General features: G+C 70.4%; 25 protein-coding genes. 10 read left to right on the top strand and 15 right to left on the bottom strand.

The genetic code is table 11. The features are described 5' to 3' along the window. Positions 1 to 3: 3 nt before the first annotated feature. Positions 4 to 453: a GlcG/HbpS family heme-binding protein gene (locus CP981_RS19905; RefSeq protein ID WP_150522355.1), complete on the bottom strand. Its 450-nt coding sequence runs from the start codon at positions 451 to 453 to the stop codon at positions 4 to 6. A 137-nt stretch (positions 454 to 590) separates the two neighbouring features. After that, positions 591 to 1,808 (bottom strand): MFS transporter, encoded by a 1,218-nt coding sequence (locus tag CP981_RS19900; protein ID WP_085923654.1) that lies wholly within the window; start codon positions 1,806 to 1,808, stop codon positions 591 to 593. Between the two features lie 130 nt (positions 1,809 to 1,938). Between CP981_RS19900 and CP981_RS19895 the strand changes: the two genes are divergently transcribed. Together CP981_RS19895 and CP981_RS19890 are read left to right on the top strand one after the other, a co-directional pair. Then, the gene (locus tag CP981_RS19895) at positions 1,939 to 2,466 is read left to right on the top strand and encodes a MarR family winged helix-turn-helix transcriptional regulator (protein WP_244329709.1); all 528 of its coding nucleotides are present in this window, start codon (positions 1,939 to 1,941) and stop codon (positions 2,464 to 2,466) included. 95 nt (positions 2,467 to 2,561) lie between these two features. Continuing rightward, the gene (locus CP981_RS19890) at positions 2,562 to 3,014 is read left to right on the top strand and encodes a GNAT family N-acetyltransferase (RefSeq protein ID WP_085923655.1); all 453 of its coding nucleotides are present in this window, start codon (positions 2,562 to 2,564) and stop codon (positions 3,012 to 3,014) included. A gap of 33 nt (positions 3,015 to 3,047) precedes the next feature. Here the strand turns inward: CP981_RS19890 and CP981_RS19885 are convergent, their stop codons facing one another. From CP981_RS19885 to CP981_RS19860, 6 genes are all read right to left on the bottom strand, one after another. Next, entirely contained in the window at positions 3,048 to 3,794 is a 747-nt protein-coding gene (locus CP981_RS19885) for a TetR/AcrR family transcriptional regulator (protein WP_085923656.1), read from the bottom strand. A 625-nt stretch (positions 3,795 to 4,419) separates the two neighbouring features. Then, complete coding sequence (locus CP981_RS19880; protein WP_085923657.1) at positions 4,420 to 5,565, bottom strand: pyridoxal-phosphate-dependent aminotransferase family protein; 1,146 nt, start codon at positions 5,563 to 5,565, stop codon at positions 4,420 to 4,422. Positions 5,566 to 5,657: 92 nt separating this feature from the next. Further along, positions 5,658 to 7,106, bottom strand: a complete 1,449-nt coding sequence (locus CP981_RS19875) for a serine hydrolase domain-containing protein (RefSeq protein WP_085923658.1) — start codon at positions 7,104 to 7,106, stop codon at positions 5,658 to 5,660. Between the two features lie 49 nt (positions 7,107 to 7,155). After that, the gene (locus CP981_RS19870; protein WP_208852956.1) at positions 7,156 to 7,857 is read right to left on the bottom strand and encodes a hypothetical protein; all 702 of its coding nucleotides are present in this window, start codon (positions 7,855 to 7,857) and stop codon (positions 7,156 to 7,158) included. Between the two features lie 50 nt (positions 7,858 to 7,907). Continuing rightward, positions 7,908 to 9,122, bottom strand: a complete 1,215-nt coding sequence (locus CP981_RS39185; RefSeq protein WP_085923660.1) for a MerR family transcriptional regulator — start codon at positions 9,120 to 9,122, stop codon at positions 7,908 to 7,910. 79 nt (positions 9,123 to 9,201) lie between these two features. Further along, positions 9,202 to 10,176, bottom strand: coding sequence for a GlxA family transcriptional regulator (locus CP981_RS19860; RefSeq protein WP_085923661.1), 975 nt, complete (start codon positions 10,174 to 10,176; stop codon positions 9,202 to 9,204). A 143-nt stretch (positions 10,177 to 10,319) separates the two neighbouring features. Between CP981_RS19860 and CP981_RS19855 the strand changes: the two genes are divergently transcribed. Continuing rightward, positions 10,320 to 11,285, top strand: coding sequence for an NADP-dependent oxidoreductase (locus CP981_RS19855; RefSeq protein WP_085923662.1), 966 nt, complete (start codon positions 10,320 to 10,322; stop codon positions 11,283 to 11,285). Between the two features lie 92 nt (positions 11,286 to 11,377). Here the strand turns inward: CP981_RS19855 and CP981_RS19850 are convergent, their stop codons facing one another. Further along, positions 11,378 to 12,223: a helix-turn-helix transcriptional regulator gene (locus tag CP981_RS19850; RefSeq protein WP_085923663.1), complete on the bottom strand. Its 846-nt coding sequence runs from the start codon at positions 12,221 to 12,223 to the stop codon at positions 11,378 to 11,380. 135 nt (positions 12,224 to 12,358) lie between these two features. Here CP981_RS19850 and CP981_RS19845 point away from each other — a divergent pair, with 135 nt between their 5' ends. Both CP981_RS19845 and CP981_RS38170 read left to right on the top strand, forming a co-directional pair. Continuing rightward, positions 12,359 to 13,120, top strand: a complete 762-nt coding sequence (locus tag CP981_RS19845) for an SDR family NAD(P)-dependent oxidoreductase (protein WP_085923664.1) — start codon at positions 12,359 to 12,361, stop codon at positions 13,118 to 13,120. Positions 13,121 to 13,134: 14 nt separating this feature from the next. Beyond that, positions 13,135 to 13,302 carry a hypothetical protein gene (locus tag CP981_RS38170; protein ID WP_208852955.1) on the top strand — a complete coding sequence of 56 codons (168 nt, stop codon included), beginning with the start codon at positions 13,135 to 13,137 and terminating at the stop codon, positions 13,300 to 13,302. A gap of 186 nt (positions 13,303 to 13,488) precedes the next feature. Here the strand turns inward: CP981_RS38170 and dnaB are convergent, their stop codons facing one another. Continuing rightward, positions 13,489 to 14,952, bottom strand: a complete 1,464-nt coding sequence (gene dnaB, locus CP981_RS19835) for a replicative DNA helicase (RefSeq protein WP_085923665.1) — start codon at positions 14,950 to 14,952, stop codon at positions 13,489 to 13,491. Positions 14,953 to 15,428: 476 nt separating this feature from the next. Here dnaB and CP981_RS19830 point away from each other — a divergent pair, with 476 nt between their 5' ends. Continuing rightward, positions 15,429 to 16,766, top strand: a complete 1,338-nt coding sequence (locus CP981_RS19830) for an MATE family efflux transporter (RefSeq protein WP_085923666.1) — start codon at positions 15,429 to 15,431, stop codon at positions 16,764 to 16,766. Between the two features lie 65 nt (positions 16,767 to 16,831). After that, complete coding sequence (locus tag CP981_RS19825) at positions 16,832 to 17,680, top strand: trypsin-like serine peptidase (RefSeq protein ID WP_244329708.1); 849 nt, start codon at positions 16,832 to 16,834, stop codon at positions 17,678 to 17,680. Between the two features lie 79 nt (positions 17,681 to 17,759). Here CP981_RS19825 and rplI read toward each other — a convergent pair whose 3' ends face one another. From rplI to rpsF, 4 genes are all read right to left on the bottom strand, one after another. After that, positions 17,760 to 18,206 (bottom strand): 50S ribosomal protein L9, encoded by a 447-nt coding sequence (gene rplI / locus CP981_RS19820; protein ID WP_085923668.1) that lies wholly within the window; start codon positions 18,204 to 18,206, stop codon positions 17,760 to 17,762. Between the two features lie 18 nt (positions 18,207 to 18,224). After that, positions 18,225 to 18,461 (bottom strand): 30S ribosomal protein S18, encoded by a 237-nt coding sequence (rpsR, locus tag CP981_RS19815; RefSeq protein ID WP_003978893.1) that lies wholly within the window; start codon positions 18,459 to 18,461, stop codon positions 18,225 to 18,227. Between the two features lie 110 nt (positions 18,462 to 18,571). Beyond that, a complete protein-coding gene (locus tag CP981_RS19810; RefSeq protein ID WP_018092120.1) occupies positions 18,572 to 19,162 on the bottom strand; it encodes a single-stranded DNA-binding protein in 591 nt (196 codons plus the stop codon). Positions 19,163 to 19,244: 82 nt separating this feature from the next. Then, positions 19,245 to 19,535: a 30S ribosomal protein S6 gene (rpsF, locus tag CP981_RS19805; RefSeq protein ID WP_006604399.1), complete on the bottom strand. Its 291-nt coding sequence runs from the start codon at positions 19,533 to 19,535 to the stop codon at positions 19,245 to 19,247. A 228-nt stretch (positions 19,536 to 19,763) separates the two neighbouring features. On the opposite strand from rpsF, the gene CP981_RS19800 reads away from it, so the two are divergent. The 3 genes from CP981_RS19800 to CP981_RS19790 all read left to right on the top strand — a co-directional run bounded on the left by CP981_RS19800 (position 19,764) and on the right by CP981_RS19790 (position 22,414). Next, positions 19,764 to 20,078 (top strand): hypothetical protein, encoded by a 315-nt coding sequence (locus CP981_RS19800; protein ID WP_085923669.1) that lies wholly within the window; start codon positions 19,764 to 19,766, stop codon positions 20,076 to 20,078. A 123-nt stretch (positions 20,079 to 20,201) separates the two neighbouring features. After that, positions 20,202 to 21,320 carry a lipid II:glycine glycyltransferase FemX gene (locus CP981_RS19795; RefSeq protein WP_085923670.1) on the top strand — a complete coding sequence of 373 codons (1,119 nt, stop codon included), beginning with the start codon at positions 20,202 to 20,204 and terminating at the stop codon, positions 21,318 to 21,320. Between the two features lie 62 nt (positions 21,321 to 21,382). Then, on the top strand, positions 21,383 to 22,414 hold the full coding sequence (locus CP981_RS19790) for an alanine racemase (RefSeq protein WP_085923671.1): 1,032 nt from the start codon (positions 21,383 to 21,385) through the stop codon (positions 22,412 to 22,414). Positions 22,415 to 22,507: 93 nt separating this feature from the next. Here the strand turns inward: CP981_RS19790 and CP981_RS19785 are convergent, their stop codons facing one another. Beyond that, positions 22,508 to 23,989, bottom strand: coding sequence for a glycosyltransferase family 87 protein (locus CP981_RS19785; protein ID WP_085923672.1), 1,482 nt, complete (start codon positions 23,987 to 23,989; stop codon positions 22,508 to 22,510). Positions 23,990 to 23,995 lie beyond the last annotated feature (6 nt).

Raw genomic sequence — 23,995 nt, 5'->3', positions numbered from 1 at the left:
GGGTCAGGCGAGGTCGGCCTCCGCTATCGCTGCGGTGGCGATCCGGTGGTCCTGTTCGGGGGCGCCGCCGCCGAAGCCGAGTGCGCCGATCAGCCGGCCGTCCCGGTGGAGCGGCACCCCTCCCGCGAGGAAGAGCAGCGGCCGGTCCAGCGCCGTGGGCAGGGTGTGGAAGAGCCCGTCGGGGCGTACGAGGTCGACGAGGTCGGCGGTCGGGGCGTCCAACTGGAGGGCGGTGTACGCCTTGCGGGTGCTGGTCTCGCCGGAGATCAGCACGGCCGTGTCGTCCCGCCGGAAGCCGAGCAGCTGACCTCCCGCATCGAGGACGGTGACGCTGCCCCGCACACCGAGTCCGTCGGCGGCGCGGACGGCGGCCTCGATCAGGGCCTCGGCCTCGCGGGTGGTGAGGGGGCGGACGGTGGGTGCGGTGGTGGGGGTGGCGGTGGAAGTGCTCATGAGAGGGGTCCTTGGGGGGTGGTGACGACGGCCGCGCCGGTGGGGCCCGGAGCGCCGGTGATGCAGGGGGTGTGGGGCTTCGGGTGTGCGGGTTCGGTGAGGTGGGTGCTTCGGGGTGGTGCGGTGCGGACGCGGTGTCAGCCGTGTGCTGTCAGTACGGACTCGTCGACGACCACGGTGGGTCCGCCCGCGACCACCTGGCCACGGCCCGCCTTCCGGCGCTCCAGGGCGGAGGCGAATATCGCCACCCCGAGCGCCGCGACGGTCATCAGCGCACCGACCCAGTTGGGCGCGGTGTAGCCCAGGCCCGCCGATATGACGATCCCGCCGAGCCAAGCGGCCAGTGCGTTGCCGAAGTTGAAGGCCGCGATATTGCCGGCCGAGGCGAGGGTGGGCGCCGAGGCGGCCTGGTCCATCACCCGCTTCTGTAGCGGCGGCACGGTGGCGAAGCCGAAGATGCCGATCAGCGCGATGGTCACGGTGGCGGCGATCTTGTCGTGCGCGGTGAAGGTGAACGCGGCCAGCGAGAGCGCCAGACCGGTCAGCGACACATAGAGCATCGGCATCATGGCGCGGTCGGTGAAGCGGCCGGAGACCAGGTTTCCGCCGACCATGCCGAGACCGAAGACGGCCGTCAGCCAGATCACGGAGGACGGTGCGAAGCCGGTGACCTCGGTCATCATCGAGGCGAGGTAGGTGACGGCCGCGAAGACGCCGCCGAAGCCCAGGATCGTCATCAGCATCGCGAGGCCGACCTGCGGGTTGCGGAACACCGCGAGTTCGCTGCCCATGGGAGAGGCCGCCTTCGCCCGCTGCGCGGGGACCAGCTTGACGATCCCCAGCAGGCCGATCACGCCGAGCGCGGTGATGGCGTAGAAGGTGGTGCGCCAGTCGAAGTGCTGACTGAGCATCGTGCCGGCCGGTACGCCCACGACGTTGGCGACGGTCAGACCGCTGAACATGAGCGAGAGGGCGGCGGCCCGCTTCTGGGGCGCAACGAGATCGGCGGCCACCAGCGCGCCGATGCCGAAGAACGCGCCATGGGTGAACGCGGCCACGATCCGCCCGGCCAGCATGATGCCGAAGTTGGGCGCGAGACCCGTGAGCAGATTGCCCACGATGAACAGGCCCATCAGCAGCATCAGCATCTGCTTGCGGGTGAAGCGCGTGCCGAGAGCGGTCATCAGCGGCGCCCCTATGACCACACCGAGGGCATAGAGGGTGGTCGCGTATCCGGCGAGGGGGATGGAGACCCCGAAGCCGGCCGCCATGTCGGGCAGCAGGCCCATGACCGCGAACTCGGTCGTTCCGATCCCGAAGGCACCGATGGCGAGAGCCAGGAGTGCGAGTGGCATGACGGATCCCTTCAGATCATTGCGCCCGTCCCTTACGAGCGTCCACAATAATTGCAGACGCGGGTTAATTGCAAACGCCGTATATTTCGGAGGTGGCCTATCCTGGGCGTGCGCCCTGAGGAGGTCTTCGATGACGCAGCAGACACGGGAAACGCGGGAGACGCAGGAGCCGGCGGTCCCGCAATCGGCAGCGGACGCGCCCGTCTGCCCCCCGGCGGAGCCCCCCGGGCTGGCGCAGGGCTGGTGCGCCCTGTCCGCACTGCACGGCCGTATCGAGTCGCACATCGAACGCGCGCTTCAGGCGGCGCACGACCTCAGCGTCCGGGAGTTCTCGGTCCTCAATGTGCTCAGCGAGCAGCACGACGGGCCGGGCGGTCATCTGCGGATGCACCAGGTCGCGGACTCCGTCGTCCTCAGCCAGAGCGCCACGACCCGCTTGGTCACCCGGCTCGAGGAGCGCGGCCTGCTCTCGCGCTTCCTGTGCCCCGACGACCGGCGCGGCATCTACACCAACGTGACGCCCGACGGCCTCACGCTCCTGGTGGAGGCCCGGCCGACCCATGACGGCGCACTGCGCGAAGCCCTCAAGGACGCCGCCCAGCGCCCCGAGCTGGCCCCCCTGGTCACCGCCGTCGAGACGCTCGCGCCGCCGGAGTGACGTCGAGGGCCGAAGGAGGGCGGGCGTGCGGAGGGTACGGACGCCAGGGCCGCCTCCCTGCCGCCCCTGTGATCGCACGGCATAAGGTCGCGCCCATGAGCGATATCGAGATACGCCGCGCGATCGAATCCGATCTTCCCGCCATCGTCGCGATGCTCGCCGACGATCCCCTGGGCGCCACCCGCGAGTCACCGGACGACCTGACGCCGTACCGTGCGGCCTTCGAAACGCTGGTCGCCGACCCGCAGCAGCACCTGGTCGTCGCGGTCCGTGCGGGGCAGACGGTCGGCACGCTCCAGCTCACCGTCATTCCCGGCCTGTCCCGGCGCGGCGCCACCCGCTCGATCATCGAGGGCGTCCGGATCCACCGCGACGAGCGCGGTGGTGGTCTCGGCACCCAGCTCATCGAATGGGCGGTCGCGGAGTCCCGCACGCTCGGCTGCCAGATGGTGCAGCTGACCTCGGACGCGACCCGGATCGACGCGCACCGCTTCTACGAGCGCCTCGGGTTCGAGGCCTCGCACCTGGGCTTCAAGCTCCCCCTCTGAGGAACGGGCCGGCCGCCACCCGACCGGGTCCGGTCACGTCCGGCGCGTACGCTCCCGCACCCGGTGTGCCTTCTGCCGGCAGGCACCACCGCAGTAGCGCGCGGGTCGGCCCGTACGCGCCGCCGCGATCACCGCACCGCACACCTCGCACCGCGATTCGTTACGTTTCACCGACTCGGCTTCGAGTTCCGTTACGGAGCGTTCCGTCCGCAGGGCATCACACATCAGCGCCGTCATCCGGCCCGGAGCCGCGCCCCCGGGACCGGTTTCCGGCACGGCCCGCTCCATCGAAAGACAGCCGACCAGCAGCGCCCTGAGCTCCGTTATGCCGACGTCCAGCCGTACGTCGCCCGCCTCTTGTGCCCTTCTGAGCAGGACTTCCAGCGCATCGTCGAAGTTCTGCCCGACCCCCGGCGACGGCTCGAAGCGGCCCGCACCGGCCTCCTCCAGCGCGTCACACAGCGCCTTGTTCCGTACCGCGAGCCGTACCACCGAGGACAGGAAGCGAAAGAAGACCGGGCCTGGATCCTCGACTTCGGCCAAGTCCCTTGCGGTATCGGTGAAGAGCTCGATCCGGTCCACGATCGTCGCCCTGAACAGGGCTTCCTTGGACGGGAAATGGCGATAGACGGTCCCGGCACCGACCCCCGCACGGCGTGCGATCTCCCCGAGCGGAACCGCCAACCCCTGCTCCTCGAAGGCGAATCGGGCCGCCTGGAGCACCAGCGCCCTGTTGCGCCGCGCATCCGCACGGGCGGGCGCCACACCACCGTCCGTCACTGCCGGGCCTCCTGAGGAACGTTTGACACCGGTCAGACGCGCCGGAATTTTAACCGGGTCGCTCGTTCCGATTATACGGGGAGGCTTCAACAGGATCGTTAATGGCTTGGTCGTGGCGGCGGCCGGTTCTACGGGCGGGCACGGCGGTGCGGTGGCCCGCCGGCTGCCGGCAGACGCACGGACCGGGCGGGCACTCACCCGCGATCCGACGAGGCCCGGAGCGCGTGCCCCGGCCGACGCCGACACGGACGTACGAGCCGTCGACATGGCCGACTCCGCTGCGCTGAAGCCCGCGATCGACAGCACACATACGGCGTCTTCAGCGTCCAGCCTGCCGCCGGAGCCCCGGGCACGCCACCGGACTACTCCCCGCGGGACGAGATCTCCGCCGGCCGCAATGTCGCTGGCGCGGCCGCCTCCGCGGGCGTGCGCCATCCCCGACGCTTGGATGCCCGGCAGGCTCCCATCTCACCTGCCACACAGCAGCGCGAGATGCACAACAGCGCCTGTGTACAAGGTGTTTCACGTGAAACGGCGTTGTTTCCCGGCATGCGAGTGGGGTCGCGTTTCACGTGAAACGCGACCCCACGTCGACAACATGCCTGGAGCCAGGCGGCCGCTCGGCTCAGCCGGCGATCACCGCGTCCCACGCCGCGCCCGCTGCCTGGGCCGCGCCCTCGGCGTCCACGGACACGCCCAGAGCGCGCAGCCCACCCGCCAGCGCCACCAGGGAGGCCGTGACCACGGCTCGGTCGGCGGCGCGGCCATAGTGGTTCACCCGGATCATCTCCTTGGCCAGTGCGCCCGCCGCGGCCTGCACCGGCACAGCCGCGTCCACCGCGACCGCAGCGGTCACGATCTCCCGGGCATCCACTCCCTCGGGGGCGCGAAGCGTCGTGGCGGCCGGCGCCGCGTCCTCGTCGCGCACGACATACGGGGCGAGCCCGCCCAGCGCCCGCACACCGGCCCGGGTCGCCGCGGCCGCCGCTCGGTGCCGGGTGAGGACCGCATTCAGGCCCTCGGCCTCCAGACGGTCCGCGGCCTGCTCCAGCGCGAGCATCTCCAGCTGCGCCGGAGCGTGCGGAAGTGCGGTACGTCCGCCGTCGATCCAGCGCTCCTTCCAGTCCAGCAGCGAGAGGTACGAGCGCCGCGGAGCCTGCTCGTTGGCGGCGATCCGCTCCCAGGCACGGGCGCTGACCGATGCCACGGACACCCCGGCAGGCCCGGCCATCGCCTTCTGCCCGCCGATCACGCAGAGGTCCACCCCCCACTCGTCGGTGAGCAGCGGCTCGGCGCCCACCGAGGCGACCGCGTCCAGCATCAGCAGCGCGCCGTGCTCCCGCACCACCGCACCGATCTCAGCCACGGGGTTGGTGTTGCCGGTGGCCGCTTCGGCGTGCACCAGGCTCACAAAGTCGATCTCGGGGCGCTCGCGCAACGCCTCGGCCACCTGCTGCGGGGTGACCGCACCCGTGAACGGCGCGGTGACGGTGTCCACCTCGGCGCCACAGGACCGCAGCCAGCCACCGAAGGTCTCGCCGTACGGACCGGTGATGATGTTGAGCGCAACGCTGCCGGGCCGCACGGCCGAGCGGATGCAGGCCTCCAGCGGCAGCAGTGCCTCGCCCTGCATCGCCACGACATCGCAACGGGTACGCATCAGGGCCGCGACCTTGTCCTCGATCCGCGCGAAGTGGGCCGCGGTCAGCGCAGGCAGGTCGAGCAGGTCCGGGGTGGCGGGGTTCTCGCTCGGGTCAGACACAGCAGTCACAGGGCCTTCCAGCGGTAGCGAGCCGGCTCGGTGCGGCTCCTGACATCGGGATCGACTGTACGTCCGTGCGCCGGGCCGCCGCCGTACGGGCCTCAGACCCGCCAACCGTCCGGATCCACGCCGCCGGGCACCGGCGCCGACGGCTCGTACGGCTCCCGGGTGAACACGAAGGTGCCGAGGTCCAGATGACTCACCGCACCGTCCCGGTCCCGCCCCACCCGCAGCGTCTCGCCCGCGTAATAGCCGTCCAGCCCGGTCCAGGTGCCGTCCTTCTCGGCCCGGAACCGCGAGGCGCGCCCCGCCCCGGACAGCGGGGTGAGCTCCAGCCCGCGTTCGGCCCGCAGCCGCAGGGCATGGGGGTTCGCTCCCCAGTACCAGGGCCCGGTCAGCGCCAGCAGCTCCGGATCCAGCGGGCCGGGCAGCGGACGCCAGGGCTCGGGGATCCGGGGCTCGTGCGCGATGACGATCCCGGTGAGATCGGTGGCGACGGCCCCGGCCGCCGGGCCCGAGGTGCAGTTGGTGAGGACGACCGCGGCCACGTCCTCCTCGACATCGGCCCACAGCGCCGCCAGGAACCCGGGCATCGAGCCGTGGTGCCCGACCAGCAGCCGCCCCTCCCGCCGCAGGAGCTGTACGCCCAGCCCGTACCCCGCATCCCACGCACCGCTCTCCGGCGGCACGGCCGGTGTCCGCAGCTCCGCCACACTCGCCGCGCCGAGCACCCGCCCGTCGCCCCGCAGCAGGAATGCCGCCCAGCGGCAGAGGTCCTGGAGCGTCGACCACAGCTGCCCCGCCGGGCCCATCAAGCCGGTGTCCGCGGCCGGTTCCGGCAGCAGCGCGTCGGCCCACGGGTGCACCGCCCAACCACTCGCGTACGGCCGCTCCGGGCGCAGCGTCGTACGGCTCATGCCCAGCGGTTCCAGCACCTCGCGCCGCAGCACCTCGCCCCACGGCAGACCGCCCCGCAGCCGTTCGACCAGCGCGCCGAGCAGTGCATAGCCGACGTTGGAGTAATGGTGCCGCCGGCCGGCCGGATGCCGCTGCGGGCGCTCGTCGAAGAGGTCGGCCGGCTCGGGCCGCAGCTCGCCCGCGGTCCGCTCCCACCACGGCCCCCGCGGCTCGGCCGCCAACCCCGCGCTGTGGGAGAGCAGTTGCGCGATCGTCGCGTCCGGCACGGGAGTGTCCGCCAGATGCGCGCCGACCGGGTCCGACAGCCGCAGCAGCCCCTCGTCCCGCAGCCTCAGCACCAGCACGGCGACGAAGGTCTTGGTGAGCGAACCGATCCGGTACTGCACATCGCCGTGCGGTACCTCCCCTTCCACCGAGCCCCGGGCCCCGCTCCACACCGCTCGTCCGCCACGGACGACCGCGCCCGCCATCGACGGTGCCCGCCCCTCGGCCTGCCCGACCGCCAGCCGGTGCAGCAAGGCCCGCCGGGTCTGCGGCAGCAGCTCCGTGCACTCGTCGGGTGCACCGGGCGCGCCCGGCTCCTGGCCGACGGCCTCGGAAGGGGAAATCTCCGTGGACTCTGCGATGGTCATGGCGCTCCTCAACAGCGGATCCGGCTCGGCCGGGCCCATCCTCGCCGCATCACCGGAGCGCTGCCGACCCGACCACCGCACCCAGTTCCGTCTGCTCGTCCGCCGGCAGCCGGCGCGCCGCATGCACCATGTGCAGCGCGGACCGCAGCCGCACACGGTCGGCGTCCGTTCCCAGATAACCGAGGTACGCGGGGAGCGCCAGGCCCAGCGCCATGAGATCGCCTCGCGCACACCACCGTGACACCAGCGCCCGCACCCGCCCGTCGACCACCTCGTCGAGGCTCCGCGGCGCCCCCTCCGCACCGGCTTCGTCCGCCGCGGAGCCGTCGCGCGCACCGGCCGTCTCCCGCAGGCCCGCCGCGATGGCGAAGCGGTTCCAGTCGCCGTACTGACCGTCGGGGGCCTGACCCACCCGCTCCGCGGCGCGCTCGAAATACGTGCGCGCAAGGGCAGGCCGGCCGAGCTGTCGCCAGGCGTGCGCCATGTTCAAGTACAGCGACGCATAGAACCCGGCCACCCGCTCGTCCCCCACCCGGTCGGCGCGGTCCAGGCACTCCTGGTTCCAACGGAGCGTCTCTTCGGGCGAGTTCTGGTGCCGGGCGAGATAGTGCGCGGCGATGCATGCTTCATAGTCGTCGGCTGCGCTGTCCCAGGCCTGCTGGAAGAGGGTGCGCGCCGCATCGGCCCGCCCCTCCGCCTCGGCCTGCATCCCCGCCACGCACAGCCGCACCACAGGCAGTTCCGGATCCACCGGTCCGCTCCCCTCATCCATCCTCGGTGACCGGTTCTCGGTCGCTGACCTCAGCCGTCGGTGCGCTCGGCAGCGTCGTCCGCCGCTCCGGTGTCATCGCGCACCGGCATCACCAACGTGGTGAAACTTCCCTGGTCGGCGGACCGGACCAGGACGGGCCGGTCCGGCGCGGCGATCTCCAGCAGCGCGTCCGGCCCGACCCCGGCCTCCAGCACCGGCACGAGTACGGCCGGATCGAAGGCGATCCGCAGCCCCGGCCCGGTGTGCACCACCCGTATCCGGACGGGCTCCCGGCCCCCGCCCGTCACCTCCAGCACCGGCCCGGCCGCGCGATCCGCCGTCGTGACCGGAACCGCCGAGCCGCCCGCGTCCGCCACGTCCCCCTGCCCCGCGCCGACGACCGCCCACGACACCGGTCCCGTGCGGCCGGTCATCGCGTCCCGCAGCCCCACCCGGTCGACGATCACCCGATGCCGCCCCGTCTCCAGGCCCGTCAGCATCAGTCGGTAGTCCGGAAACCTGTCGGCGTCCCCGCTCCCGCTCCGCCCGGCGCCCTCCGACACCTCCCGGCAGTCCGCCCCGCTCCGCAGCCGGACCCCCGCCGCGTCTCCGGCGCACTCGATATCGACCGCCACGTGCCGTACGGCCCACTCCGCCAGGCCTCGCGCCGCGTCCGCGCCGATCAGCACCCGCCGCGGACCGCTCTCGAACCCGTCCGGCCGCAGCACCCGCACCGCCAGCCGATAGCGGTCCGTCGCCACCCAGCGCACCTCGCCGTCGACGAGTTCCAGCAGCACACAGCCCAGGACCGGAAACGCCTCCCGGGCCGCCCCGGTCGCGGCGGCGGGCGTCACCTGCCGTACCGCGCTGGCGAGTTCGGCGCCGCCCACCCGGGCCCACGCCCAGCTCCCGTGGTCCTCCGGGGCGCCGGACGTCTCCCGCAGGAGCCCCTCCACCACGACCCGCGCCTCGTCGGCCGTCCGCCGCGTGCGCTCCAAGTGGGCCCGCAGTACGCCATGTGCCGCGTCCTCGGGTCCGTCCAGCACCACCGCGGCATCCACCAGCGGCAGCCCCGCCGCACGCAGTTGCCGCAGCTTCACCGCCCGCGCCGCCTGCCCCGCCCCGTAGCGCCGGTACCCCGTCACGGCATCCACCCGCGCCGGCCGCAACAGCCCGCAGTCGTCGTAGAACCGCAGGGCACTCGGCGCGAGGCCCACCCGGCGCGCGAAGACGCCGATGGTCAACAGCTGTTCGGGGTCGTCCATGGACGCGATTGTGGGGCTTCCACCAGCCTGAAGGTCAACGCCGGTGGCGGCTGCCCACGGGCTCCGGTGCGGCGCCGCCTCAGGCGGTCAGCGCCGTGGCGCTCCGGAATGTCCGCCGGTAGGCCAGCGGTGCCACGCCCACCGCACTGTGCAGATGCTGGCGCAGAGACGTCCCGGTGCCGAAGCCCGCGTGATGGGCGACGAGGTCGATCGACCAGTCCGTGGTCTCCAGCAGATGCCTGGCGCGCTCGATGCGCTGGCCGGCGAGCCACTGACCAGGGCTCATACCGACCTCGTCGCGGAAACGCCGGGTGAGGGTGCGCACGCTGACCCGGGCGTGCCCGGCGAGATCGGTCAGGGTGAGCGGCTCGCCGAGACGCTCCAGGGCCCAGGCGCGGGTGGCGGCGGTGCCGCCCGTCGAGGGCTCCGGGACGGGCTGCCGGATGAACTGGGCCTGCCCGCCGTCCCGCCACGGCGGCACCACACACAGCCGGGCCACCTCATTGGCGACGGCGCTGCCGTGATCCCGGCGCACGATATGCACACACAGATCCACCCCCGCGGCCGCACCGGCCGAGGTGAGGACATCGCCGTCATCGACGAACAGCACATTGGGGTCGACACGGACGGTCGTGAAGAGGCGTTGCAGCTGGGTGGCCTCGCACCAGTGCGTGGTGGCCGGGCGGTGATCGAGCAGCCCGGCCGCTGCCAGGACGAAGGCGCCGGTGCAGATGGCCACCATCCGGGTGCCGGGCCGGATGTGCTCCAGCGCCGCCCGCACGGAGTCCGCCAGCCGGCCGTCCACCCGGAGGGTGTCCGACGAGTGGGCCGGCGGGATGACGACGGTGTCGACCTGCGCGAGCACGGAGGCGTCCGCGGCGACCGCGATGTCGTAGTCGGCATCGGTGCGCACCGGGCGCCCGTCCGGGCTACAGGTGACGACGGAGTAGAGCGGCTCGCCGGCGGCATCCCGTGCGGCGCCGAAGATCCGCGCGGGAATCCCCAGCTCGAAGGGGACGACACCATCCAGGGCGAGCACTCCGACGCGATGCATGACCCGATTCTTTCAAACGTTGGCCATTAGGACACCACCGGGCTCCCGGCCGCCGCGGAAAGCTGGCGGCATCTCGGGAAACGCGGCTGCCAGGCGGCGCGTGCACCCGATCCCCCGCCATGTGCACAGACGAAGGAGACACCATGTCCGAGACCGGGACCCCGCAGATGCGTGCCATCAGCCAGGAAATCGCCGGAGGCCCGGAGGTCCTCAAGGTGATCACGACCGCCCGGCCGGTGCCCGGCCCCACGGAGATCCTGGTCCGGGTGCACGCCGCGGGCGTCAACCCGGCCGACTGGAAGACGCGGAACGACGGCCGGTTCCTCAACGGCAGTGAGCCGCCGTTCATCCTGGGCTTCGATGTCTCCGGTGTGGTCGAGGCGGTCGGCCCCGGAGTGACCCTCTTCGAGCCGGGCGACAAGGTCTTCGGCATGCCGCACTTCCCGCACCCCGCCGGGGCCTACGCCGAGTACGTGACCGCTCCGGCGCGCCAGTTCGCCCACCTCCCCGAGAACCTGGACCACGTCCGGGGCGCCGCCCTCCCGCTGGCGGCACTGACCGCCTGGCAGGCCCTGGTCGACACCGCGAGCGTGCAGCCCGGCGCGCGGGTGCTGATCCATGCCGCGGCGGGCGGCGTGGGTCATCTCGCGGTGCAGATCGCCAAGTCCCGCGGTGCGTATGTGATCGGCACCGCCCGGCGGGCCAAGCACGACTTCCTGCGCGGTCTGGGTGCCGATGAGCTCATCGACTACACGGAAGCGGACTTCGCGACCGCGGTACGCGACGTCGACGTCGTGCTCGACACCATCGGCGGCGACTACGGCGCCCGCTCACTGCGCACCCTGCGTCCCGGCGGTTCGCTGGTCTCGATCCTGCCGCTGGCCGAGACCTTCCCCGCCGACCAGGCGCGCGAAGCAGGGGTACGCGCGGTGTTCGTCCTCGTCGAGCCCGACCGGTCCGGTCTGCAAGCCGTCGCCGGCCTGGTGGACTCCGGAGAACTGACGGTCAACATCGACACGGTCGTCCCGCTCGAGGAGGCCGCGAAGGCCCACACGCTGGGCGAGACGGGCCGCACCACCGGCAAGATCGTCCTCACGGTCGCGCCCTGACGACGGCCATCGCGACCCGCCTGCCCCTGCGGCAACGGGCTCACGGCGGGGGCCGCCGGCAGGACGACGGCCCCTCTGCGAGCCCGTCCGTCCTAGCTGCGCGGGTCTCGTGCCGTCTGCCGCCGGGTGGCATTGAGGGCACCGAGCAGGGACAGCGCTTCGGCGCTGGGGCTGCCGGGTTCGGCGTGGTAGATGACGAGTTGCTGGCCGGGTGCGTCGCGGACGTCGAAGGCTTGGTAGGTGAGGGTGAGCGGCCCGACATCGGGGTGGTTGAACAGCTTGGCGTCCTGGGTCTTGCCGCGCACGGAATGGGCCTGCCACAAAGCCGCGAAGGCGGTGCTCTGCCCGGTCAGGGTGGCGACGAGCGCGTTCAGCCGGAGGTCGTCGGGAGCGAACCCGGCCGCCTGGCGAAGGTTGGCCACGGTGGCCTGCGCGGTCCAGTCCCAGCGGGTGTAGAAGTCCCCGGCGGCCGGATCGAGGAAGGTCATACGGGCGAGGTTGTCCGCGGGGTCGAAGGGTGAGTACAGCGCGTCGGCCAGGGCGTTGGCGGCCAGGATGTCCAAGGCGCCGTTGACGACGAAGGCCGGGGTGTGCGGGTAGCCGTCCATGAGCTGGCGCAGCGCGGGGCTGACCACGTTCCGCTGCCGCGCCGGCCGGTCGTTCGGGGCGATACCGGCCAGCCGGTGGAGATGGGCGCGGGCGTCGCTATCGAGGTGGAGGGCGCGGCTGAGGGCGTCCAGGACCTGCGGCGAGGGGTGGCGCTCGCGGCCTTGTTCGAGCCGGGTGTAGTAGTCGACGTTCACTCCGGCCAGCACCGCGACCTCCTCACGGCGCAGCCCGGCGACTCTGCGCACGCCGTAGCTCGCCATCCCGACGTCTTCGGGCCGCAGGCCGGAGCGCCGGGCGCGCAGGAAGTCTCCCAGGGTGTTGTCGGACATGCCCTCAGGTTAGGGAGGAGAGCGGTGCGCTGCCTGGGTGTGTGGCACCCAGGCAGCAAGCGTCCTGGTCACCGGCTTTCGGCGCGACGAGGCTCGGTGGCGCGGGGGACCACACCGATCAGGAGGACAACCCCTATGACGGGCCCACGACTTGCCGGCAAGGTCGCACTGATCACCGGTGCGACCGGAGGAATCGGCGCAGCGACCGCCAAGCTGTTCGCCCACGAAGGCGCACGACTGGTCGTCACCGATCTCCACCACGACCGCCTCACGGCACTCACCAAGGAGATCGCGGAAGAAACCGGCGCGGAGATCGTCTCCTCTTGCTTGGACGTATCCTCCGCCCGGCAATGGGACGAGGTGATCACCACCGTCCGCGACCGGTTCGGCACTTTGGACATCCTCGTGAACATCGCCGGCATCCTGGACTGGCCGGGCATCGAGGACACCCGGGAAGACAGGTGGAACCGCGTCATCGACGTGAACCAGAAGGGCACCTGGCTGGGGATGAAGGCCGCCATGCCCCTGCTGCGCGCCACCGGCAACGCCTCGGTGATCAACACCTCGTCCGTTCTGGGACTCGTGGGAAGCGGAGCGGCCGCCGCCTATCAGGCCTCCAAGGGCGCGGTGCGCCTCCTCACCAAGACAGCGGCCGTCGAGTACGCCCGTCAAGGAGTACGTATCAACTCCCTCCACCCCGGGGTCATCGCCACTCCGATGATCCAGGACCTCCTGAACGAGCAGGGCGACCGACAGCCGGACATCGCCCGTACCCCCATGCGCCGCGCAGGCCACGCCGACGAGATCGCCGCGGCCGTGCTCTTCCTCGCCGGCGACGAGTCGTCCTTCATCACCGGTACGGAACTCGTGGTCGACGGCGGGCTCACTGCCTATTGAGTTCCGCAGAGTCCATGAGCGGCCCCCCTGGCCGCGACGTTCGGCGAACCGGCCTGGAACTGGGGCAAGGGGCACGCGAGCGACGGCGCAAGCTGGACGCGTCGGCGGTGGTTCTCCGGCGGGGAGCTGGTGGCGTGGGCTGGGCCGGCCACGCCGCGCTGGTCGACGAGGTGATCGGCTGATACGACGCCACGGCGGCGGACGTCGAGCGTACGGTGACGCCGAGCGCCGCCGATCAGTTCGCCCTGACGCGATGGGCGGCGCACGGCTACGAGACCGACCCGGCCTCGCTCGGCGACCTGAAGGTCGAACCCCGCCGCTGAGCCGGCAAGGATGAATGCCCCAACCTGCCTGTCTTCAGCGCGCCCTCACGTCTGCGCCATATCCACAAACCGCGAGTAGTGGCCCTGGAACGCCACCGTGATCGTGGCCGTGGGGCCGTTACGGTGCTTGGCCACGATCAGATCGGCCTCGCCGGCGCGTGGGGACTCCTTCTCGTAGGCGTCCTCGCGGTGCAGCAGGATGACCATGTCCGCGTCCTGCTCGATCGACCCGGACTCACGGAGGTCGGAGACCATCGGCTTCTTGTCCGTGCGCTGCTCGGGGCCACGGTTCAGCTGGGAGAGCGCGATGACCGGGAGCTCCAGCTCCTTCGCCAGCAGCTTGAGATTTCGGGACATGTCCGAGACCTCCTGCTGACGGCTCTCGGCGCGCTTCGAGCCACCGGACTGCATCAGCTGGAGATAGTCGATGACGACCAGCTTGAGCTCATTGCGCTGCTTGAGGCGGCGGCACTTCGCGCGGATCTCCATCATCGACAGGTTCGGCGAATCGTCGATGTACAACGGCGCGGCCGAGACATCCGGCATCCGGCGCGCCAGCCGCGTCCAGTCCTCGTCCGTCATGCTGCCGGAGCGCATGTGATGCAGCGCGACCCGCGCCTCGGCGGACAGCAGACGCATCGCGATCTCGTTGCGCCCCATTTCCAGCGAGAAGATCACGCTCGGCAGATTGCTCTTGATCGAGCAGGCCCGCGCGAAGTCCAGCGCGAGGGTCGACTTACCCATGGCGGGACGGGCCGCGATCACGATCATCTGGCCCGGGTGCAGGCCGTTGGTCAGGGAATCCAGGTCGGTGAAGCCCGTCGGCACACCCGTCATCTGGCCCTGGCGGGAGCCGATCGCCTCGATCTCGTCGAGCGCGCCTTCCATGATGTCGCCGAGCGGAAGGTAGTCCTCGCTGGTCCGCTGCTCGGTGACGGCGTAGATCTCCGCCTGGGCGCTGTTGACGATCTCGTCGACATCGCCGTCCGCGGCGTATCCCATCTGCGTGATCCGGGTGCCGGCCTCGACCAGGCGGCGCAGCACGGCGCGCTCATGGACGATCTCGGCGTAGTACTCGGCGTTCGCGGCGGTCGGTACGGACTGGACGAGGGTGTGCAGATACGAGGCGCCGCCGACCCGTGCGATCTCGCCGCGCTTGGTGAGCTCCGCGGCGATGGTGATCGGGTCGGCCGGCTCGCCCTTGGCGTACAGGTCGAGGATCGCCTGATAGACGAGCTCATGGGCGGGGCGGTAGAAATCTTCGCCCTTGAGGACCTCGACGACGTCCGCGATGGCGTCCTTGGACAGCAGCATGCCGCCGAGCACGGACTGCTCGGCGTCCAGATCCTGCGGAGGGACCCGCTCGAAGCCACCGGTCCAGGAGCCGCCGCCGCCGTCGTCGTCGCGGTCCTGCCGGTCGCCGCGGCCGCGGCCCTTGCCCTCGCCCCGCCGGGAGCGGGCGGCCGGCAGCAGGTCGCTGGGACCGGAGTCCGCCCAGGGGTCTTCCATGGGCTCGGGAATGCTCACCCCGGCACCTCCTCCCGTCCGCGACGCGGACCTTGCTGTGCTGTTCTTTCTTACGGCACAGCTCTGACAATCGAGACGCCCGACTCCGGTTACGGCGCGTCGAGTTCGGACGATTTCTCAGGCCGGAACAGGCGGCGGGTGCCGGACCACGGTAGGCCCGTGGGCACCGTCCGCCAATCTGGTTATCCACAGGCCATGTGGATGACTGCCCTTCAGCTGTGGAGAAGTCCCCGGATCCTGTGCACGGCCCGGGGGAAACTGCTGTGGACAAGCACACAATCACCCCACCCCCAACCCCCTGACCTGCACTTTTCTCATCCATAGCCTGTGGGGGAGAAAAACTTCTGCCAGCGGTTCAAGATCGCGACAAACGGCGCAGGGGAGCGGACTCCGCACAGCGGAAAGTAAGGACTGCATAGGGTTTGCATCTCTTACCTGTGGAAGATTAGATTGCGCGCATGACCCAGGCTCCCGCGCCACCACGCCGCACCGGCCGCCGCCATGACCGCGAGATCATCGCCCTCGCGCTGCCCGCCTTCGGCTCCCTGGTCGCGGAACCTCTCTTCGTCATGGTCGACAGCGCCGTCATCGGCCACCTCGGCACCCCTCAGCTCGCCGGCCTCGGCGTCGCCGCCGCCCTGCTGACCACCGCCGTCTCCGTCTTCGTCTTCCTCGCCTACGCCACCACCGCCGCGGTCGCCCGCCGGGTCGGCGCCGGCGACCTGCCCGCCGCCATCCGCCAGGGCATGGACGGCATCTGGCTCGCCCTGCTGCTCGGCGCCGCCGTCATCGCGGCGGTGCTGCCCACCGCACCCTGGCTCGTCGAGATCTTCGGCGCGTCCGGCACCGCCGCCCCGTACGCCACGACCTACCTCCGCATCAGCGCGCTCGGCATCCCCGCGATGCTCGTCGTGCTCGCCGCCACCGGCGTGCTCCGCGGCCTCCAGGACACCCGGACCCCGCTCTATGTCGCCGTCGGCGGCTTCTCCGCCAACGCCGCGCTCAACATCGGCCTGGTCTACGGCGCCGGCCTCGGCATCGCCGGCTCCGCCTGGGGCACGGTCCTCGCCCAGTGCGGCATGGCCGCGGCCTACCTCGTCGTGGTCGTCCGCGGCGCGCGACGACACGGGGCCACGCTGCGCCCCGACGCCGCGGGCATCCGTGCCTCGGCCCAGGCCGGCGTGCCGCTGCTGGTCCGTACGCTGTCGCTGCGCGCGGTGCTGATGATCGCCACCGCCATCGCCGCCCGGCTCGGCGACGCGGAGATCGCCGCCCACCAGATCGTGCTCACGCTGTGGTCCCTGCTGGCCTTCGCGCTGGACGCGATAGCCATCGCCGGGCAGGCCATCATAGGCCGCTACCTCGGCGCGGGGGACCGCGACGGCGCCCGGGCCGCCTGCCGCCGCATGGTCGAGTGGGGCATCGCCGCAGGCCTGGCCCTGGGTGTGCTGGTCGCGCTCGCCCGCCCGCTGTTCATCCCGCTGTTCACCTCCGACCCGGCCGTGCAGGGCCCGCTGCTCAGCACGCTCCTGGTCGTGGCCGTGACCCAGCCGGTCTCCGGCATCGTCTTCATCCTCGACGGTGTGCTGATGGGAGCGGGTGACGGCCGCTATCTCGCCTGGGCCATGGTCGTGACGCTGGCCCTGTTCGCACCGGTGGCGCTGGCGGTCCCGCTGATCGGCGGCGGACTGGTCGCCCTGTGGTGGGCGATGGCCCTGATGATGACCGTCCGGATGCTGACCCTGTGGCTCCGCACCCGGTCGGGCCGGTGGATTGTGACCGGAGCCTCTCGTTGAAGCATCTCCCGTAACACGCAGTGCGTGCTGATAATGACCCTGTGCGCTCGCTTGCCAGGAATTCCGTGTTGCCCCTGACGTTCGTCGTCATGGTGGCTGCTGCTGTGGTGGGGTACGCCACTGAGGAAGCCGATACGAACAGCAGCAGCGGCGTCGGTGGCCGCAGCAGCTTCGGCAAATCCGGCGAGGCGGGCCAGGACCCCCAGGACCAGGATCCCGCCGCGACGGCCCCGGCCGGTGACGGCAATGCCTACACCCCGCGCCGGACCGAGCAGAACGCCCGGGTCGGTGCGGTCTTCGAGAAGGACGACACCGGCGACCACTTCTGCACCGCGAGCGTGGTGCAGAGTCCGGGCCGGAACATGCTCATCACCGCGGCGCACTGTGCCTTCGACAGCGATGGCAAGACCCCGGTGGACGACCTGGTCTTCGCCCCCGACTACCGCGACGGTGACGAGCCCAGCGGCCTGTGGAAGGTCAAGAAGGTGATCCTCGACGACCGCTGGGCCCAGTCCAACGACGAAGATCTCGATGTCGCCTTCCTCATCCTCGACAAGAAGAAGGACAAGCAGATCCAGGACGTCCTGGGCGGAAACACCCTCGGGATCGACCGCGGCTTCCACAACGAGGTCAAGATCACCGGCTATCCCACCAGCCGCGACACCCCGATCTCCTGCCAGAACCGCACCACGAAGTTCAGCAACACCCAGCTGCGCATCCGGTGCACCGACTTCGAGGGCGGTACGAGCGGCAGCCCCTGGCTCGCCGATTACGACCCGAGGAGCCACACCGGCACGGTCATCGGCGTCCTGGGCGGCCACGAAGGCGGCGGCGACGAGGACGATGTCTCCTACGCCGCATACTTCGACGACGACATCGCCGCGCTGTACAAGCGCGCCCAGGACGCGGACTGACGCAGTCCGTCCGCGCTCCGCACACGGCGAAGGGCCGCACCCCGGTGACGGGATGCGGCCCTTCGGCTGGGTACTGCGATTACGCGGCGATGACCTCGACGCCGAGCTTCGCGACGACCTCGGCGTGCAGACGCACGGAGATCTGGTGCGCGCCCAGGGTCTTGATCGGCGAACCGAGCTCGACACGACGCTTGTCGACGTCCGGACCACCGGCAGCCTTGATCGCCGAGGCGATGTCGGCCGGGGTGACGGAGCCGAACAGGCGACCCGCGTCGCCGGCACGGACGGCCAGCTTCACGTTGACGCCCTCGAGCCGGCCCTTGATCTCGGTGGCCTGCTCGATCGTGGCGATCTCGCGGATCTTGCGACCGCGACGGATCTGCTCGACGTCCTTCTCGCCACCCTTGGTCCAGCGGATCGCGAAACCACGCGGGACCAGGTAGTTACGGGCGTATCCGTCCTTGACGTCAACGACGTCGCCGGCGGTGCCGAGGCCGGAGACCTCGTGGGTGAGGATGATCTTCATGATTCGGTCACCCTTCCCTTATCGCGCGGTGGACGTGTAGGGCAGCAGCGCCATCTCACGGCTGTTCTTCACAGCCGTGGCGACGTCACGCTGGTGCTGAGTGCAGTTGCCGGTGACCCGGCGGGCACGGATCTTGCCGCGGTCGGAGATGAACTTCCGCAGCAGGTTCGTGTCCTTGTAGTCGACGTAGGAGATCTTCTCCTTGCAGAACACGCAAACCTTCTTCTTAGGCTTGCGAGCAGGCGGCTTCGCCATTATCTCTCTCCAATGAGTTCAAGAAGTTTGTGCTGACGCCCTCAAGGCCGTCGGCCGTCGCACGGCGCGGTTTCACGTGAAACCGCGCGCGGTCGGGCCGCTGTACGGACCTAGAAGGGCGGCTCGTCCGAGTAGCCGCCGCCGGAGCTACCGCCCCAGCCACCGCCGCCGCCACCCTGCTGGCCACCGCCGGCCGGGCCGCCGGTCGCCCACGGGTCGTCGGCAGGAGCTCCGCCGCCCTGCTGGCCGCCGCCGGGGCCGCCGCCCCAGCCGCCGCCACCCTGGCCGCCGCCCTGCTGACCGCCGCCGAAGCCGCCGCCACCCTGGCCACCACGACCGCTGGTCTTGGTGATCTTGGCCGTGGCGTTCTTGAGGCTCGCGCCCACTTCCTCGACGTCGAGCTCGTAGACCGTGCGCTTCACGCCCTCGCGGTCCTCGTACGACCGCTGCTTGAGGCGGCCCTGGACGACCACGCGGGTACCCCGCGTAAGGGACTCGGCGACGTTTTCCGCCGCCTGACGCCACACCGAGCAGGTCAGGAACAGGCTCTCGCCGTCCTTCCACTCATTGGTCTGACGGTCGAAGGTGCGGGGAGTGGACGCGACGCGGAACTTCGCGACCGCCGCACCGGACGGGGTGAAGCGCAGCTCGGGGTCGTCGACAAGATTGCCGACAACCGTGATGACGGTCTCGCCTGCCATTAGGGGAACCTCTCGGCGGGTGTGCTGCTGGCTGCTGGTGTTGCTGCTACTCGAACCCGGTTACCGCTGGACGCTGACGCGTTCAGTGGGTCTCGGGACGGAGGACCTTGGTCCGGAGGACCGACTCGTTCAGGTTCATCTGACGGTCGAGCTCCTTGACGACCGCAGGCTCGGCCTGAAGGTCGATGACCGAGTAGATGCCCTCGGGCTTCTTCTTGATCTCGTAAGAGAGACGACGACGGCCCCAGGTGTCGACCTTCTCAACCTTTCCGTTGCCCTCACGGACGACGGAGAGGAAGTTCTCGATCAGCGGGGAGACAGCGCGCTCCTCGAGATCGGGGTCGAGGATGACCATCACCTCGTAGTGACGCATGTAGAACCCACCTCCTTTGGACTCAGCGGCCACGGTCGTTCCGTGGCAGGAGGGTCGTATGCGTTCCGCACCCGGTCCGTCCGGTGCTCCGGACAGACATAGGCGCAGACCGTACAGAGTACCTGCCTGATGCCTTCCGGTTGAAATCCGTCCGCTCCACCCCGCAATCTGGAACACAACGGGTGTGAGCGGCGTTACAGTGCGCCGCCCTGTCATCGGAGGTGCCGCATGGCACAGGCACGGACCCAGCGCAATTTCCTGTCGCTTCTCAACAGCGACGGCAAGGACCATCCCGTCGAGAACACCTTCGCCATCGTCACCGTGGTGCTCGGCGCGATCGCCATCTTCACCACGCTCTCTCCCAGCCTGCACCTGGTCAGTTCCTGGGTCGGTCTGATCGGGATCGGCACCGGCCTGTGGGGCCAGTTCATCTCGTCGACCACCGGCGAACGCTTCCTGTCGATCATCGGCCTCGGGGCAGCGGCCGTCGGCTTCTACCTCGGCCTGGCACACGGCGGCCTCTTCGGCGGTCTCGTCGGCTAGCCGATACGACATACGGGGCCCCAGCCCGTATGGCCCAGACGGGGCGCTCCACGGTCACAGTAGGCTTCGGCGCGAGAGCCGGAGCCCCGACCATGGGGACACACCTGCCGAGGAGCGCCCCGCATGAGCCTGACCCTGAGGACCATCAGCCGAGAGCAGCATCTGGCATATATCCAGAGTCTGCCCGCGGCCAGCCACATGCAGGTCCCTGCCTGGGCAGACGTCAAGGCCGAATGGCGTTCGGAGAGCCTGGGCTGGTTCGACCCCAGCGGTGAGATGGTCGGTGCCGGGCTGGTCCTTTACCGCCAGGTACCCCGGGTCAAGCGCTACCTCGCGTACCTCCCCGAGGGCCCGGTCATCAACTGGTACGCGCCGAACCTGGAGGACTGGCTGCAACCGATGCTCGCGCATCTCAAGCACCAGGGTGCCTTCACCGTGAAGATGGGCCCGCCGGTCATCATCCGCCGCTGGGACTCCCCGGCGATCAAGGCCGGCATCCAGAACCCGGACGTCAAGCGGCTGCGGGACGTCGAGGCGACCCATATCGAGCCGCGCGCCTTCGAGGTGGCCGACAAGCTGCGCCGCATGGGCTGGCAGCAGGGCGAGGACGGCGGCGCCGGCTTCGCCGACGTCCAGCCCCGCTATGTCTTCCAGGTGCCGCTGGCCGACCGTTCGCTGGAGGAGGTCCACAAGGGCTTCAACCAGCTGTGGCGCCGCAACATCAAGAAGGCCGAGAAGGCCGGTGTCGAGGTGGTCCAGGGCGGCTACGACGACCTGGCCGAGTGGCAGCGTCTCTACGAGATCACCGCGGTGCGTGACCAATTCCGGCCGCGTCCGCTGGGCTACTTCCAGCGCATGTGGAAGGCCCTCAACGCCGAGGACCCCGACCGCATGCGGCTGTACTTCGCCCGTCATGACGGCGTGAACCTGTCGGCCGCGACGATGCTCGTCGTCGGCGGACATGTCTGGTACTCCTACGGCGCCTCGGACAACATCGGCCGTGAGGTCCGGCCCTCCAACGCGATGCAGTGGAAGATGCTTCAGGACTCCTACGCGCTCGGCGCCTCGGTCTACGACCTCCGCGGCATCAGCGACTCGCTGGACGAGAACGACCACCTCTTCGGCCTGATCCAGTTCAAGGTCGGCACGGGTGGGCAGGCAGCGGAGTACCTCGGTGAGTGGGACTTCCCGCTCAACAAGCTTCTGCACAAGGCATTCGACTACTACATGGCGCGCCGCTGACGCTCCACCGCACCGTTCGTCCCCCTGAGACACCAGCCACGAGAAAGGTTCCGGGCCCGGCCATGGCGCTCACCCTCTACGTCGACACCGCGCGCTGGCGGGCGCATCAGCAGAGCGTTCTCCAGCAGTTCCCCGGGTTGGTCCCGGTCTGCAAAGGCAACGGCTACGGCTTCGGCCATGAGCGCCTCGCCGACGAGGCGACCCGCCTCGGTGCCGACATCCTCGCGGTCGGAACGACCTACGAAGCGGCCCGCATCAAGGACTTCTTCAGCGGCGATCTGCTCGTCCTGACCCCGTTCCGCCACGGTGAGGAGCCGGTGCCGCTGCCCGACCGGGCGATCCGCTCGGTGTCGTCGGTCGAGGGTGTCGGCGGCCTGGTCGGAGCGCGGGTCGTCATCGAGGTCATGAGCAGCATGAAGCGCCATGGCGTCAAGCCGGAGGACCTGCCGAAGCTGGCCGCCGCCATCGAGGACGTCCGGCTCGAAGGCTTCGCGATCCACCTGCCGCTGGACCGCGCCGACGGGTCCGACGCGGTCGAGGAGGTCATCGGCTGGATGGACCAGCTCCGCTCCGCCCGCCTCCCGCTGCACACCATGTTCGTCAGCCACCTCAAGGCCGATGAGCTCGCCCGTCTCCAGCAGCAGTTCCCCCAGACGCGCTTTCGCGCGCGGATCGGTACCCGGCTGTGGCTCGGTGACCACGAGGCCACCGAATACCGCGGTTCGGTGCTCGATGTCACCCGGGTCGCCAAGGGCGAGCGCTTCGGCTACCGCCAGCAGAAGGCGGCCTCCGACGGCTACCTGGTCGTGGTGGCGGGCGGTACCTCGCACGGTGTCGGGCTGGAGTCGCCCAAGGCGCTGCACGGAGTGATGCCGCGCGCCAAGGGCGTGGCACGGGCCGGGCTGGCGACCGTGAACCGCAATCTCGCGCCTTATGTGTGGGCCGGGAAACAGCGCTGGTTCGCGGAGCCGCCGCACATGCAGGTGTCGATCCTGTTTGTGCCGGGCGATGCCCCGCAGCCGCAGGTCGGCGAGGAGCTGGTGGCCCATCTGCGGCACACCACCACCCAGTTCGACCGCCTCGTGGACCGCTGAGCCGGCCGAGCCACGGCGCAGATACGCCAAGGGCCCGGTGCCGCAGATCTCCTCTGCGGCACCGGGCCCGGTGCGTTGACGGCGGGGGGCCGCTCAGTCCCGTACGGCGCCCCAGCGCACCCGCGGCGTCGCCTGGAACTGCACCGCGTGCCGGGGCGGGTGGTACGTCCGCCCGAGCACGAACACATCGGGGCTGCGGTCCAGAACGCCGCCCGAGGGATCGTCGTCCCCGTCCCTGCGGACCACATCGCGCTCCGGCATCAGGATGTCCCGTACGACCAAGGCGCACAGGTAGAGAGTGCCCAAGAGGTGCAGGGCGATGGCCAGTTGGTAGCCCTCCGTCGGCAGCCCCTGGTGCTTGTCTCCGCTTCCGGTGTAGGCGAGGTACGTCCAGATCCCGAGGAAGTACATGACCTCGCATGCCTGCCAGATCAGGAAGTCCCGCCAGCGCGGCCGGGCCAGCGCGGCGAGCGGGGTCAGCCACAGGACGTACTGCGGCGAGTAGACCTTGTTGGTGAGGATGAACAGCGCGACGACGAGGAACGCGAGCTGCGCGAAGCGCGGCCGGCGCGGTGCGTAGAGAGTCAGCAGGCCGATGGCGCCACAACCCACGATCATCAGCAGCGTGGCGTAGGTATTGGCGTCCTCCAGAGGGTTCCCGGTGCGCTGCGAGATCAGCAGCCAGATCGAACCGAAGTCGATGGGCCGTTCCTGGCTGAAGGTGTAGAACTTCGCCCAGCCCTCCCGGATGTGGAAGCCCGCGGCATCATGCGTGATCATCACCGGCAGGTTCACCACCAGCCAGGACACGACGGTACCGGCCAGCGCCTTCCGGAACGCGCGCCAGGCGCCCGCACGCCAGCACAGCACCAGCAGCGGGCCCAGCAGCAGCACCGGGTACAGCTTCGCCGCGGTGGCCAGCCCGATGAGGATGCCGGCCGCAAGCGGGCGGCTGCGTGACCACATCAGCATCCCGGCGGCCGTCAGGGCGATCGCCAGGAGATCCCAGTTGATGGTGGCCGTGAGGGCGGCAGCGGGCGCCAGGGCGACCAGGAGGCCGTCCCAGGGGCGGCGGCGGTGGGTGCGGGCCACACACACCGCGACGACAGCGGCGCAGATCATCAGCATGCCGGCGTTGACCAGCCAGTAGATCTGTTCGCGGTGTTGGATTCCCCCGCCGTGCGGAGTCATCCAGGAGGCGACCTCCATGAAGACTCCGGTGAGCACGGGGTACTCGAGATACTCCATATCGCCGGGCAGCCGGTCGAAATACGGGATCAGGCCATCGGCGAAGCCCCGCCCCGCATAGAGGTGCGGGATGTCGGAATAGCAGGCGTGCGTGTACTGGCTCGTGGCGCCGAAGAACCAGCCGCCGTTGTAGCAGGGCAGCTTCTGCACCATGCCGAGCGCGAACATGCCGATGGCGATGAGCGCGATGATCCGCACCGGCGTCAGCCAGCGCATCCCGAGCAGTGCGTGTCGGCCGATCGGCCCCCCGATCAGCTCGCTGCCGGCCGCCGCCACCTCATCCTGCTTCGTCGGCCGTACCGGATCATCCCGTCGCACGCTCGTCATGGCCCC

The organism is Streptomyces platensis, assembly GCF_008704855.1.
Taxonomy (GTDB): Bacteria; Actinomycetota; Actinomycetes; order Streptomycetales; family Streptomycetaceae; genus Streptomyces; species Streptomyces platensis.
The sequence above is the reverse complement of the archived record's forward strand: the minus strand, read 5'-3'. Positions and strand labels throughout refer to the sequence as shown.

What these genes read in the sequence shown, in the direction of transcription:
- CP981_RS39185 (WP_085923660.1), bottom strand. Translation starts at nt 9,122, where the DNA reads ATGGACGACCCCGAACAGCTGTTGACCATCGGCGTCTTCGCGCGCCGG.
- CP981_RS38170 (WP_208852955.1), top strand. Translation starts at nt 13,135, where the DNA reads ATGAGCGGCCCCCCTGGCCGCGACGTTCGGCGAACCGGCCTGGAACTG.
- dnaB (WP_085923665.1), bottom strand. Translation starts at nt 14,952, where the DNA reads ATGGAAGACCCCTGGGCGGACTCCGGTCCCAGCGACCTGCTGCCGGCC.
- CP981_RS19845 (WP_085923664.1), top strand. Translation starts at nt 12,359, where the DNA reads ATGACGGGCCCACGACTTGCCGGCAAGGTCGCACTGATCACCGGTGCG.
- CP981_RS19800 (WP_085923669.1), top strand. Translation starts at nt 19,764, where the DNA reads ATGGCACAGGCACGGACCCAGCGCAATTTCCTGTCGCTTCTCAACAGC.
- CP981_RS19875 (WP_085923658.1), bottom strand. Translation starts at nt 7,106, where the DNA reads ATGACCATCGCAGAGTCCACGGAGATTTCCCCTTCCGAGGCCGTCGGC.
- CP981_RS19830 (WP_085923666.1), top strand. Translation starts at nt 15,429, where the DNA reads ATGACCCAGGCTCCCGCGCCACCACGCCGCACCGGCCGCCGCCATGAC.
- CP981_RS19790 (WP_085923671.1), top strand. Translation starts at nt 21,383, where the DNA reads ATGGCGCTCACCCTCTACGTCGACACCGCGCGCTGGCGGGCGCATCAG.
- CP981_RS19795 (WP_085923670.1), top strand. Translation starts at nt 20,202, where the DNA reads ATGAGCCTGACCCTGAGGACCATCAGCCGAGAGCAGCATCTGGCATAT.
- CP981_RS19905 (WP_150522355.1), bottom strand. Translation starts at nt 453, where the DNA reads ATGAGCACTTCCACCGCCACCCCCACCACCGCACCCACCGTCCGCCCC.
- CP981_RS19785 (WP_085923672.1), bottom strand. Translation starts at nt 23,989, where the DNA reads ATGACGAGCGTGCGACGGGATGATCCGGTACGGCCGACGAAGCAGGAT.
- CP981_RS19810 (WP_018092120.1), bottom strand. Translation starts at nt 19,162, where the DNA reads ATGGCAGGCGAGACCGTCATCACGGTTGTCGGCAATCTTGTCGACGAC.
- CP981_RS19895 (WP_244329709.1), top strand. Translation starts at nt 1,939, where the DNA reads ATGACGCAGCAGACACGGGAAACGCGGGAGACGCAGGAGCCGGCGGTC.
- CP981_RS19890 (WP_085923655.1), top strand. Translation starts at nt 2,562, where the DNA reads ATGAGCGATATCGAGATACGCCGCGCGATCGAATCCGATCTTCCCGCC.
- rplI (WP_085923668.1), bottom strand. Translation starts at nt 18,206, where the DNA reads ATGAAGATCATCCTCACCCACGAGGTCTCCGGCCTCGGCACCGCCGGC.
- rpsF (WP_006604399.1), bottom strand. Translation starts at nt 19,535, where the DNA reads ATGCGTCACTACGAGGTGATGGTCATCCTCGACCCCGATCTCGAGGAG.
- CP981_RS19900 (WP_085923654.1), bottom strand. Translation starts at nt 1,808, where the DNA reads ATGCCACTCGCACTCCTGGCTCTCGCCATCGGTGCCTTCGGGATCGGA.
- rpsR (WP_003978893.1), bottom strand. Translation starts at nt 18,461, where the DNA reads ATGGCGAAGCCGCCTGCTCGCAAGCCTAAGAAGAAGGTTTGCGTGTTC.
- CP981_RS19855 (WP_085923662.1), top strand. Translation starts at nt 10,320, where the DNA reads ATGTCCGAGACCGGGACCCCGCAGATGCGTGCCATCAGCCAGGAAATC.
- CP981_RS19860 (WP_085923661.1), bottom strand. Translation starts at nt 10,176, where the DNA reads ATGCATCGCGTCGGAGTGCTCGCCCTGGATGGTGTCGTCCCCTTCGAG.
- CP981_RS19850 (WP_085923663.1), bottom strand. Translation starts at nt 12,223, where the DNA reads ATGTCCGACAACACCCTGGGAGACTTCCTGCGCGCCCGGCGCTCCGGC.